Here is a 12,016-nt window from a genome sequence, read left to right on the forward strand (position 1 = left end):
GTTTGCAGCTGCAGCCGTGCTTGCTTTTTTCAAAGGTTCGGGTATTGTTGTCCTATTGCTTTTTTTCTAAACGCAGGCATCTTTTTGGAGACTTGGTTGGGCATTTGATTAGAATATGGTAGAATATGAGAGAGTTTTTTGAATGGGGAGAAGATAGATGAAAACATTAGCGATTGATACCTCAAACCAGACACTGGCGGTTGCGGTGGTCGATGGTCAAGAAGTGTTGGGACAAAGCCAGACGATGGCGATCAAAAACCACAGCACAGCATTGATGCCTGCCATTGATGGATTGATGCAAGCAGTGGGGATGGCACCTAAAGAGCTGGAGCAAATCGTTGTTGCGAAAGGTCCTGGTTCGTATACAGGTTTGCGAATCGGCGTCACAACAGCAAAAACGCTGGCGCAAACATTGAACATCCCGCTGATTGGTGTTTCTAGTTTGAAAGCAGTCGCTGCCAATTGTGTGGGCGTATCGCAAGTGATCGTGCCGTTGTTTGACGCTCGCCGTCAAAATGTCTACGCAGGTGCCTACCAATGGCATAATGGGACCTTAGAAACAAGGATCAAAGACCAGCATATCTCACTGTCTGAATTATTGACCCAGTTAAAAGCAGTCGATGGTCAAGAAGTGCTATTTGTCGGCGCCGATACCATCAAATTTAAAGACATGATCGAGGCGGAACTGCCGACAGCCCATATCAATCAAGTATCGTTATGGAGTTACCCCAATGGCGTTGTTTTAGCTGCTATTGCGAAAGAAGAAGCGCCGGTCGCTTCGATCCATGATTTTGTACCAGACTATTTAAAATTAGTTGAAGCCGAAGAAAAATGGTTAGCCTCGCATGAACCGGGAGTGGATGCCTATGTTGAAAAAATTTAAAACGATGACGGGAAAGCTGGCCCTTTTCCGTCAGATTCAATACCCAGAGCGTAAAAAAGAGATACGAGGGGAAACGTACGTTGTTCGTGAATTAGTCGGAGATGACATTAAAGAGCTGCTGCAGGTGGAGCGTCTCGTGTATGCGGGGGAACTGCCTTGGACCAAGAGCGCCTTTTTGTCAGAACTTTATTCACGGGTCAAACATCTTTATTTGGGCATCTTGCATAATGAGCGGATGATTGGGTTTATCGGGGTGCGGATTTTAGGCGCTGATGCCCATATCACCAATATCGCGATCATTCCTGATTATCAAGGAAAAGGGATCGGTTCTTTCTTGCTAGGAGAAATCGAACGTTATGCACGGAAAAACAAATGCGACCGTTTGACATTAGAAGTGCGCCTGGGCAATCGTGATGCGCAACGTTTGTATCGGACCCTCGGGTTTGTTTCACAGGCGATCAAAACGGCGTACTACACCGAAGGCAATGAAGACGCATTGGATATGGTGAAATTTTTAAATGACTAACGAACAAGCAGAGCAAACGATCCCGACACCGCAAATGCTCTGGTCATTGGCAGATCAGAGCTATCCCTTTGGCTCGCCTTGGAATGTGCAGCAATTTCAACAAGATTTGCAAAACAGCAACAGTCGCTATTTGTTCCGTTATGGAAAAACCAATCAAGAGCTAATTGGGTTTCTCTGTTTTCAGCAAGTGCTGGATGAAGCAGAGTTGTTTAATGTAGCGGTTTTACCAGCGTATCAAGGTCGTGGTTTGGCGAAAGAATTGTTGAAGCAAATGGAATCGCTCGTGGAACAAACCGATGGTCGGCGCATCTATCTTGAAGTGCGTGTGTCGAATTTGCAAGCACAAGCTCTTTATTTACGTATGGGCTATACAGTCATCGGTCGTAGAAAAAAATATTACAGTCATCCAGAAGAGGATGCGTTGATTATGGAAAAGAAAGTAGGCGGACAAAAATCAAATGAATGAATTGATTTTAGCCATTGAAAGCAGTTGTGATGAAACCAGTGTGGCAGTGATTAAAAACGGCGACACCATTTTAAGTAACATTGTTGCTTCGCAGATCAAGAGCCACCAGCGCTTCGGCGGTGTCGTACCAGAAGTCGCTAGTCGTCACCATGTCGAACAGATTACTTTATGTATCGAAGAAGCATTGACACAGGCCGACACCCAACCTGAAGAGTTGTCAGCTGTTGCTGTTACCTATGGTCCAGGGTTGGTTGGGGCACTGTTGATTGGGCTGTCTGCAGCAAAAGCTTTTGCCTGGGCCCACAGCTTACCGCTGATTCCGGTCAATCACATGGCAGGACATATTTATGCAGCTCGCCTAGTGAAGCCATTGGTTTTTCCTTTAATGGCGTTATTGGTCAGTGGTGGCCACACCGAATTGGTGTATATGGCAGAAGATGGCTCTTTTGAGATCATCGGTGAAACGAGAGATGATGCCGCTGGTGAAGCCTATGACAAAGTCGGTCGTGTTCTAGGTTTGCCTTATCCTAGTGGGAAAGAAATTGATCGCCTTGCGCATCTAGGCAGTGATACGTATCACTTTCCTCGAGCAATGATACAAGAAGATAATTTTGATTTTAGTTTCAGCGGCTTAAAGAGTTCCTTTATCAATTTTGTGCATAATGCACAGCAAAGAGAGGAAGCTTTGTCAGTAGAAAATCTAGCAGCTAGTTTCCAAGCCAGCGTTGTCGAAGTCTTGGTTCACAAAACGTTGCGGGCGTGCCAAGCTTATCCTGTAAACCAGCTGATCGTTGCTGGGGGAGTCGCGGCGAATCAAGGCTTGCGTGACGCTTTACAAAAAGCGATGCAGGAATTGCCGGAAGTGGAATTGTTGATTCCACCGTTGCGTCTTTGCGGAGATAATGCGGCCATGATTGGTGCCTACGCCTATGTTGCGTTGAAAAAGCAACGCTTAGCAGATCTTTCATTGAATGCTGATCCAAGTGTCAGCTTTGCCCATACGATTTCTTAAGATGATTGCACCTAAGATCCGTTCTTAGGTGTTTTTTTTGGTTTCTTTATGAGCAAATAGAAGATTTTGTTGTATTTTATTTCATCATTTGATATTATCATGTATAATTATTAGTTAATTGAAGGGCGGGTATGCAATGACATCGGTTTTTAAAGGACGCAGTTTTTTAGCAGAAAAGGATTTTACAAAAGAAGAACTACAATATTTGATTGATTTTTCCCAGCACTTGAAAGGGATGAAGGCCAACAATCAACCACATCGTTATTTAGATGGCAAAAACATTGCACTTTTGTTTGAAAAGAATTCGACACGGACGCGAGCAGCCTTTACGGTTGCAGCGGTGGATCTGGGGGCACATCCGGAATTTTTAGGGGCCAATGATATTCAGTTGGGGTCTAAAGAATCTGTTGAAGATACCGCCAAAGTATTCGGCCGCATGTTCGACGGGATCGAGTTTCGCGGCTTTAGTCAACAGGTTGTCGAAGATCTGGCCAACTATTCAGGTGTACCTGTTTGGAATGGCTTAACGGATGAATGGCATCCAACGCAAATGATTGCTGACTTTTTAACCATTCAAGAAAACTTTGGTGAGCTGACTGGCTTGACCATCGCATACTGTGGGGATGGGCGCAACAATGTCGCTAATTCTTTATTAGTGACCAGTGCGATTTTAGGGGTCAATATTCATGTCGTCACCCCGAAGGCCTTGCAGCCAGAAGCAACCATCATCGCACAGGCACAAGCCTATGCCAAGCAATCGGGCGCAAAGATTTTGGTGACTGATGATGTGGATCAAGGTGTTCTAGGCGCTGATGTCGTGTATACCGATGTTTGGGTATCAATGGGTGAAGAAGAAAAATTCCAAGAGCGGATCGAACAGCTGCTGCCGTATCAAGTCAACCAATCGTTGATGAAAAAAACACAAAACGATCAAGTGATTTTTATGCATTGTTTGCCAGCATTTCATGATGATCAGACCACGTATGGCAAAAAAGCAGCGCAGGCGTATGGAATTTCTGAGATGGAAGTCACTGATGAGGTCTTTCGCAGTAAGTATGCCCGTCAATTTGATCAAGCCGAAAATCGTTTGCACTCAATCAAAGCGATCATGGCAGTGACTGCTGGAGATCTATTTATTCCTAAAGTATAAAATAATTTTTTTTGAAAATGCCAAAATCTCGCTAGCCAAACAAACATTTCTTTGCTATACTTTCTGGGAAGTAAATAGCCTTGATTTGATGAAACAAGAGAAGTAGCGATTCGAGTATCAGTTAGCGAGTTCGGGGTGGTGGAAGCCGAATTGATCAGATTGTGAAACGCACTTGTGAGAATTTGCCAAGCAAACGGAATTCTGCCGTTATCAGAAAAAAGTAGGTCCGAAAAGGACAATCAGAGTGGTACCGCGGGAAATCTCGTCTCTAGTGCATGTTATGCGCTAGAGGCTTTTTTTGTTTTTATCAATCATTTCTTGCGTTAAAAACATACAGCTGTTTGCTTGCTTCAAACAACTTTTCATCAAAACATGGGCTCAGTCATTATAGGAGGGATACTATGAATAACAAAGAAATCGTCGCACAAGCCATCCATCAAGTAGTAAAAGAAGATCTATCGATCGAACAAGTTCAGCAATTACTGGAAAATCCAAAGTCAGCTGACCATGGGGATGTGGCATTCCCAGCCTTCTCGCTAGCAAAAGTCTATCGGAAAGCGCCGCAGCAAATTGCCGCAGACTTAGCAGAAAAAATCGATCAAGCGTCTTTTGAAAAAATTGAAGTGGTCGGTCCATATTTAAACTTCTTTATGGATAAAAAAGCAATCTCTGCCCACGTCTTAGAGATGGTTCTCAAAGAAAAAAATCATTTTGGCGATCAAACCATCGGCAATCAGCAAGCAGTACCCATCGATATGTCTTCACCAAATATTGCCAAACCCATCTCAATGGGGCATTTGCGTTCCACTGTGATCGGTAACTCAATCGGCTTTATTTTAGAAAAAATCGGTTACCAGCCAATTCGCATCAACCATTTAGGCGACTGGGGCACACAATTTGGGAAATTGATCGTGGCCTATAAAAAATGGGGGTCAGAAGAAGCGGTCAAAGCGGAACCAATCAACGAACTGTTGCGTTTGTATGTTGATTTTCACGAAGCTGCCGAGACAGATAAACAATTAGAAGATGATGCGAGAGCTTGGTTCAAGAAACTAGAAGATGGTGACCAAGAAGCAATGGATTTGTGGCAATGGTTCCGTGATGAATCATTAAAAGAATTCAATAAAATCTATGATATGTTGGAAGTTTCCTTTGATTCATTGAATGGCGAAGCTTTCTATAATGATAAAATGACAGAAGTCGTGGAATTATTAGAGGAAAAACACTTGTTGAAAGAAGACCAAGGGGCAGAGATCGTTGATTTGGCTGCGTATGACTTAAATCCAGCCTTGATCCGCAAATCCGATGGTGCGACTCTTTACATCACACGGGACATGGCCGCAGCGCTGTACCGCAAACGGACCTACAATTTTGCCAAATCATTGTACGTGGTAGGAAATGAGCAAAGTTATCACTTCAAGCAATTAAAAGCTGTTTTGAAGGAAATGGGCTTTGAGTGGGCAGATGATATGACCCACGTACCATTTGGATTGATCACCAAAGATGGGAAAAAATTATCTACGAGAAAAGGGAAGATCGTTCTTTTAGAAGAAGTATTGAATGAAGCGATCGATTCGGCGAAAGAACAAATCACTGAAAAGAACCCAACGCTTGAAAACAAAGAAGAAGTTGCAAAACAAGTCGGTGTCGGGGCAGTCGTTTTCCACGACTTGAAAAATGACCGTTTGAATAATTTCGACTTTACGCTAGAAGAAGTTGTCCGTTTTGAAGGAGAGACCGGACCCTATGTGCAATATTCTCATGCCCGTGCCATGAGCATTCTTGAAAAAGCCGACTTTGATCCTGCTGTTGTCAGCAGTTTGTCATTGGCAGATACTGAGAGCTGGGAAGTCATCAAATTGATTCAGCGCTACCCAGAAACCGTGCTGCAAGCAGCAGAAAAATATGAACCATCCGTCATTGCTAAACATGCCATCAAATTGGCACAGGCCTTTAATAAGTATTACGCCAATGTGAAAATCTTGGCTGAAGATGCGGAAAAAGACGCACGTCTGGCTCTAGTTTATGCAGTAACGACCTTATTAAAAGAAGATTTACGGTTGCTTGGTTTACATGCACCCGACAAAATGTAACAAAAAAAGCTGTGTCCTTGTTTCGACAAAGACACAGCTTTTTTGTAGTAAAAATACAGATAGGTCACATTTGTTCGGTGTCTTATAAGACCGCGTGGTTTCTGATAAATTGATAAAAAGTTTCAGCATCTTCGTCGCTGCGGGAAATCACCGCTACTGTATCAAAGCCCGCCAACGAGCAAACTTTTTCTGGCATAGTCACTTCATCGATCGCAGCCGAAAGCAAAGGCGCATTGTCCGCAACGGTATGGATCAACGTCATAAATTGCACACGATCTACTTTAGTGACAACGTCTTCGATCATCTGTATCAAACGCTGCTCTTCTTCTTTTTCATCTTCTGACGATTGCATTCCTTGAAAAATGACAAACTTCGTCTGACCTGTTTCATCGGGCACTTTCACGATTTTCAAATCACGAATATCGCGAGAGATGGTCGCTTGCGTGGCGGAGACGCCTTGGGCTTCCAATTGCTGCAATAATTCTTCTTGCGTGCGTACAGTATGTTCAGTAATGATTTGTCTAATAAGTAAATGGCGATCAGCTTTTCGCATAGGTAAACTCCTTTAAGCATGATTGATTAAGTCAGCCTTATCATAGCAGATAAAGCCGAAAAAACCTAGATATAATAAGAAAAGAATTAGAACGCTAAAAAAAAGCTGGACCACGAATCGTAGTTTTTCATTTGAATCAGTTGCATTTCTTTTTTAGCTACTGTATACTGTTTAAGGCGTGAGTTTTTCACGTCAATCCCACATCTTGTTCCATCTGCGAAGCGGTGCTGATCGATTCAGTTCTTCAAGGAGTAAAAGAGCAAGAGAGGAAAACAAAAAAACCAAATTGGAGGAAACACAACATGGCAGTAATCTCAATGAAACAATTACTAGAAGCCGGCGTACACTTTGGTCACCAAACTCGTCGCTGGAACCCAAAAATGAAGAAATATATCTTCACAGAAAGAAACGGCATCTACATCATTGATTTGCAAAAAACAGTGAAATTAGTAGACGCAGCTTACGACTACATGAAAAATGTTGCTGAAGAAGGCGGCGTTGCATTGTTCGTAGGTACTAAAAAACAAGCACAAGAAGCAATCAAAGAAGAAGCAATCCGTTCAGGTCAATACTATGTTAACCATCGTTGGTTAGGTGGAACTTTGACAAACTGGGAAACAATCCAAAAACGTGTTGCTCGTTTGAAACAAATCAACAAAATGGAAGAAGATGGCACATTTGCTGTTCTTCCTAAAAAAGAAGTCGTTGGCTTGAACAAAGAGCGCGAACGTCTTGAAAAATTCTTAGGCGGTATCGCTGATATGCCAAGAATTCCAGATGTAATGTACGTTGTTGACCCACGTAAAGAACGTATCGCGATCCAAGAAGCACGCAAATTAAATATCCCGATCGTAGCGATGGTCGATACAAACTGTGATCCAGACGAAATCGATGTTGTTATCCCATCAAATGATGACGCTATTCGTGCCGTTAAATTGATCACTGCGAAAATGGCAGATGCTTTCATCGAAGGTAACCAAGGCGAAGACCAAGTAGCAGAAGAAGATTTTGCTGCTGAATCAACAGAAAACGCAACTTCAATCGAAGAAATCGTTGATGTTGTCGAAGGCGACAACGCATCAGCTGAATAATAAATGATGGAGCTGTTTCAAAGGCTAGGCGCCAAGCCTCACTCTCCTTTGAAACAGCTTTTTTTAAAGACAAGCAATCTTGTTTAAAAACATTTAGGAGGAAACAAAAAATGGCAGAAGTAACAGCTAAATTAGTAAAAGAATTACGCGATATGACTGGTGTAGGAATGATGGACGCAAAACGTGCATTAGTTGAAGTAGAAGGCGACATCGAAAAAGCCGTAGACTTATTACGTGAAAAAGGTATGGCAAAAGCTGCGAAGAAAAACGACCGTATTGCTGCTGAAGGTTTAGCATCTGTGGCGATCAACGGCAACACAGCAGCAATCGTTGAAGTGAACTCAGAAACTGACTTCGTTTCTAAAAACGAAATGTTCCAAGACTTAGTAAAAGAAATCGCTGAAGTAATCGCAGCAAACAAACCAGCTGATATGGATGCTGCTTTAAAATTAGAAACTTCTAAAGGCACAATGGATGCTGCGTTAATCGAAGCAACACAAGTAATCGGAGAAAAAATCAGCTTCCGTCGTTTTGAAGTTGTTGAAAAAGATGACAATGCTGCTTTCGGCGGTTACCTACACATGGGCGGACGTATTGCTGTATTGACTGTTCTTGAAGGAACAACTGACGAATCAGTTGCGAAAGATGTTGCAATGCACGTTGCAGCGATCAACCCTCGCTACGTGAACGAAGCACAAATCTCTCAAGAAGAATTGGATCATGAAAAACAAGTCTTGACAGAACAAGCATTGAACGAAGGCAAACCAGCGAACATCGTTGAAAAAATGGTTGAAGGACGCTTGAAGAAATTTAAAGCAGAAATCGCTTTGGTTGACCAACCATTCGTTAAAGACCCAGATATGACAGTTGAAAAATATGTTGCATCAAAAGGCGCAACTGTGAAATCTTTTGTCCGCTTTGAAGTCGGCGAAGGTATCGAAAAACGCGAAGACAACTTCGTTGAAGAAGTAATGAGCCAAGTGAAAAAATAATTCTGTTCCTCGAACAGATGGGAACGCATGGAAGTGCGCTCCCTTTTTTTAAGCAAAAACGGTTTTTGAAGAAATAGTGTAGATAATTTTCAACGAAAGAGCACCAATATGCTACAATAGAATTGGAGAATGTACGGAGGAATCATGATGGGCAAACCAAAATATCAACGTGTTGTATTAAAATTAAGTGGTGAAGCATTAGCGGGTGACGAAGGCTTTGGGATCAAACCACCGACGATCCAAGAGATCGTTAAAGAGATCAAGGAAGTCCACGAATTAGGCGTACAGATGGCGATCGTGGTCGGCGGCGGAAACATTTGGCGTGGACAAATCGGCGCGCAAATGGGGATGGAAAGAGCACAAGCTGATTACATGGGCATGTTAGCGACTGTGATGAATGCTTTAGCATTACAAGACACACTAGAAAACGCTGGTGTACCAACGCGTGTCCAAACTTCGATCGAAATGCGTCAAATCGCAGAGCCTTATATTCGTCGCAGAGCAGAACGTCACTTAGAAAAAGGGCGGGTCGTCATTTTTGCAGGCGGAACCGGCAACCCTTATTTCTCAACTGATACGACCGCAGCCTTACGGGCAGCTGAAATCAACGCTGATGTCATTTTGATGGCGAAAAACAATGTTGATGGCGTCTACTCAGCAGATCCTAAAACGGACCAAAGTGCTGTGAAATTTGAAGAATTGACCCATTTAGAAGTCATTTCTAAAGGATTGCAAGTAATGGATTCAACCGCAAGTTCATTAAGTATGGACAACGATATTCCATTAGTCGTATTCAACTTGAATGAGCATGGAAACATTCGCCGCGCCATTTTAGGTGAACATATTGGAACGACAGTAAGGGGGAAATAACATGGCTGACAAAATTTTAACAGAAGCAAAAGACAAAATGAAAAAAGCAGCAGAAAACTTGCAGCGGGAATTAGGACAAATCCGTGCTGGCCGCGCGAATGCGAGCATCTTAGACCGCGTAATGGTTACTTACTATGGTGTACCAACACCCTTGAACCAAATGGCTTCAATTACGATTCCAGAAGCAAGAATTTTGATGATCACACCTTTTGACAAAACAATGATCCAAGAAGTAGAAAAAGCTATCATGCAAAGTGATATTGGTATCACGCCTGCCAATGACGGAACAGTCATTCGTTTGGTGATTCCTCAATTAACGGAAGAACGTCGTAAAGAATTAGCCAAAGACGTGAAAAAAGAAGCTGAAAATGCGAAAATCGCGGTCCGTAACATTCGCCGTGATGCGATGGAAGCTTACAAGAAACAAGAAAAAGCTGGCGATATCACAGAAGATGATTTGCGTGAATCTGAAAAAGAAGTGCAAACTGCTACAGATAACAGCATCAAAGAAATCGATGCGATCGCAGCTGAAAAAGAGCAAGAGCTACTTGAGGTTTAAAAGGAATGACGAAGAGTCGCTTCAGCGGCTCTTTTTTTATGGTCGAAAGTGCCGTATGTACTTGAATATCACGACTGTTTTTTTGTTTTTTCTTAATATGGAAATCTTTTCTTGGTTTTCATAGGCAAGAAATCTGATTATTGTTATAATGTAAAAGATGAATTTCAAGAATTGGAAGAGGAGCGAATACGATGCTGCGTTTTTTTCCACAAAAAGACAAATATATCAAAGAAGCGGCTGAACATGAATTTGATCCATCACTGCCGATTCCCCAACACATCGCGATCATTATGGATGGCAATGGCAGATGGGCGCAAAACCGGCGCTTGCCAAGAGTAGCTGGTCACAAAGAAGGCATGGAGACGGTAAAAAAGATCACGAAACATGCTTCACACCTTGGTGTGAAAGTATTGACTCTTTATGCGTTTTCAACAGAGAATTGGAAACGGCCAAACGAAGAAGTGGACTTTTTGATGCAACTGCCCGTCGACTTTTTCGACACGTTTGTTCCTGAGCTGATCAAAGAAAATGTTCAAGTCAAAGTGATGGGGTTCACGGAATCTTTACCCGAACACACACAAGAAGCGGTCAAGCGAGCGATTGACCAAACCAAAGATAATACTGGGATGATCTTGAATTTTGCTTTAAATTACGGCAGCCGCGCAGAAATTTTGACTGCGGTCCAAGCCCTTTATGAAGAGCTTGCAGCTTCGGAGGAAGCCCTGCCCAAGCTCACGGAAGACATGCTGGCGACACATTTGATGACTGGTTTTTTGCCAAACGCGTTACGTGATCCTGAATTGGTGATTCGCACGAGTGGCGAAGAACGTATCAGCAACTTCTTGTTATGGCAGATTGCTTACAGCGAATTATTCTTTACGAAAGCGCTCTGGCCTGATTTCGATGCTGCTTTACTAGAAGATGCGATCGGGAGCTTTCAACAACGAAACCGGCGTTTTGGCGGTTTGAAAACGAAGGAGGAAGAAGAGTGAGACAACGTGTAATCACTGCGGTCGTCGCATTAGCCTTTTTCCTGCCAATTATTTACGTTGGCGGCATTGCCGTCGAATTGCTGGCAGCAGCGATGGCAGGGATTGGTGTTTATGAATTATTTCGGATGAAAGGACTAGCTGTTTTCAGTTTTGAAGGAATTCTTTCAATCATCGGTGCGGTGATTTTAGTTTTACCTCAAGAACGCTGGTTTTTCTTTTTGCCAGAGGGCACAGATAAAAGTGCCTTGTATTATGTAATCGTCCTTTTATTACTAGGGATCGCGGTTATTTCTAAAAATACGTATACTATCGATGAAGCTGGTTTTCCAGTGATCGTCAGCTTATATACGGGTGTCGGGTTTGAACGTTTCTTGACGGCACGTTCAGCAACAGATGGCTTAGTCGTTTTAGTTTTCGGTCTGTTTATCGTGTGGGCAACGGATATTGGGGCTTACATGGTGGGACGGCGTTACGGACAACGAAAATTATGGCCAGAGATTTCCCCTAATAAAACGATCGAAGGGGCCCTAGGCGGGATTGCTGCTGCGGTGGTCGTAGCCGGTCTGTATCTGCTAGCATTTCCAGGGAAAGATTATTTTGGACATGGTAGTGCCATCATGATCTTATTGACGGTCCTCTTTTCGATCGCTGGTCAATTCGGGGATTTAGTGGAATCGGCAATTAAACGTCATTATGGCGTGAAGGATTCAGGCAATCTTTTGCCAGGACATGGCGGGATCTTGGATCGCTTCGATAGCATGCTGTTTGTGTTTCCAATCATGTATTTATTCGGTGTTTTTTAGAAATTATTTAGAAGTGCAGGCTTGGC

General features: G+C 43.0%; 13 protein-coding genes and 1 other annotated feature. Of the genes, 12 read left to right on the top strand and 1 reads right to left on the bottom strand.

Annotated elements, in window-relative coordinates; translation table 11 throughout:
* The first annotated feature begins 157 nt into the window (after positions 1-157).
* The 6 genes from tsaB to argS all read left to right on the top strand — a co-directional run bounded on the left by tsaB (position 158) and on the right by argS (position 6,130).
* Positions 158-883 carry a tRNA (adenosine(37)-N6)-threonylcarbamoyltransferase complex dimerization subunit type 1 TsaB gene (gene tsaB / locus A5883_RS04260; RefSeq protein ID WP_086292836.1) on the top strand — a complete coding sequence of 242 codons (726 nt, stop codon included), beginning with the start codon at positions 158-160 and terminating at the stop codon, positions 881-883.
* Positions 867-1,409: a ribosomal protein S18-alanine N-acetyltransferase gene (gene rimI / locus A5883_RS04265; protein WP_005237007.1), complete on the top strand. Its 543-nt coding sequence runs from the start codon at positions 867-869 to the stop codon at positions 1,407-1,409. The genes tsaB and rimI (A5883_RS04265) overlap by 17 nt, the downstream gene beginning before the upstream one ends.
* Positions 1,402-1,875, top strand: a complete 474-nt coding sequence (rimI, locus tag A5883_RS04270) for a ribosomal protein S18-alanine N-acetyltransferase (protein WP_086338045.1) — start codon at positions 1,402-1,404, stop codon at positions 1,873-1,875. The genes rimI (A5883_RS04265) and rimI (A5883_RS04270) overlap by 8 nt, the downstream gene beginning before the upstream one ends.
* A complete protein-coding gene (gene tsaD, locus A5883_RS04275) occupies positions 1,868-2,887 on the top strand; it encodes a tRNA (adenosine(37)-N6)-threonylcarbamoyltransferase complex transferase subunit TsaD (protein ID WP_086338046.1) in 1,020 nt (339 codons plus the stop codon). Before rimI (A5883_RS04270) ends, tsaD begins: the two co-directional genes overlap by 8 nt.
* A 136-nt stretch (positions 2,888-3,023) precedes the next feature.
* Entirely contained in the window at positions 3,024-4,037 is a 1,014-nt protein-coding gene (gene argF / locus A5883_RS04280; RefSeq protein WP_005229421.1) for an ornithine carbamoyltransferase, read from the top strand.
* Between the two features lie 79 nt (positions 4,038-4,116).
* Positions 4,117-4,310 (top strand) — a binding site (T-box leader).
* Positions 4,311-4,438: 128 nt separating this feature from the next.
* Positions 4,439-6,130 carry an arginine--tRNA ligase gene (gene argS / locus A5883_RS04285; RefSeq protein ID WP_086338047.1) on the top strand — a complete coding sequence of 564 codons (1,692 nt, stop codon included), beginning with the start codon at positions 4,439-4,441 and terminating at the stop codon, positions 6,128-6,130.
* 82 nt (positions 6,131-6,212) lie between these two features.
* On the opposite strand, the gene A5883_RS04290 is transcribed toward argS, so the two are convergent.
* Positions 6,213-6,683, bottom strand: coding sequence for an arginine repressor (locus A5883_RS04290; RefSeq protein ID WP_005229424.1), 471 nt, complete (start codon positions 6,681-6,683; stop codon positions 6,213-6,215).
* 302 nt (positions 6,684-6,985) lie between these two features.
* Between A5883_RS04290 and rpsB the strand changes: the two genes are divergently transcribed.
* From rpsB to A5883_RS04320, 6 genes are all read left to right on the top strand, one after another.
* Entirely contained in the window at positions 6,986-7,774 is a 789-nt protein-coding gene (rpsB, locus tag A5883_RS04295) for a 30S ribosomal protein S2 (RefSeq protein ID WP_005229426.1), read from the top strand.
* 110 nt (positions 7,775-7,884) lie between these two features.
* The gene (tsf, locus tag A5883_RS04300) at positions 7,885-8,766 is read left to right on the top strand and encodes a translation elongation factor Ts (RefSeq protein WP_005229432.1); all 882 of its coding nucleotides are present in this window, start codon (positions 7,885-7,887) and stop codon (positions 8,764-8,766) included.
* Positions 8,767-8,913: 147 nt separating this feature from the next.
* The gene (gene pyrH / locus A5883_RS04305) at positions 8,914-9,636 is read left to right on the top strand and encodes a UMP kinase (RefSeq protein ID WP_005229433.1); all 723 of its coding nucleotides are present in this window, start codon (positions 8,914-8,916) and stop codon (positions 9,634-9,636) included.
* A gap of 1 nt (position 9,637) precedes the next feature.
* Complete coding sequence (gene frr, locus A5883_RS04310; RefSeq protein WP_005229434.1) at positions 9,638-10,195, top strand: ribosome recycling factor; 558 nt, start codon at positions 9,638-9,640, stop codon at positions 10,193-10,195.
* 191 nt (positions 10,196-10,386) lie between these two features.
* Complete coding sequence (locus tag A5883_RS04315; RefSeq protein WP_015510051.1) at positions 10,387-11,187, top strand: isoprenyl transferase; 801 nt, start codon at positions 10,387-10,389, stop codon at positions 11,185-11,187.
* Positions 11,184-11,990, top strand: a complete 807-nt coding sequence (locus A5883_RS04320; RefSeq protein WP_010749318.1) for a phosphatidate cytidylyltransferase — start codon at positions 11,184-11,186, stop codon at positions 11,988-11,990. Before A5883_RS04315 ends, A5883_RS04320 begins: the two co-directional genes overlap by 4 nt.
* Positions 11,991-12,016: the final 26 nt, after the last annotated feature.

Origin of the sequence: Enterococcus sp. 5B3_DIV0040, assembly GCF_002140755.1 — a bacterium.
In the GTDB taxonomy this organism is placed as follows: domain Bacteria; phylum Bacillota; class Bacilli; order Lactobacillales; family Enterococcaceae; genus Enterococcus_D; species Enterococcus_D casseliflavus.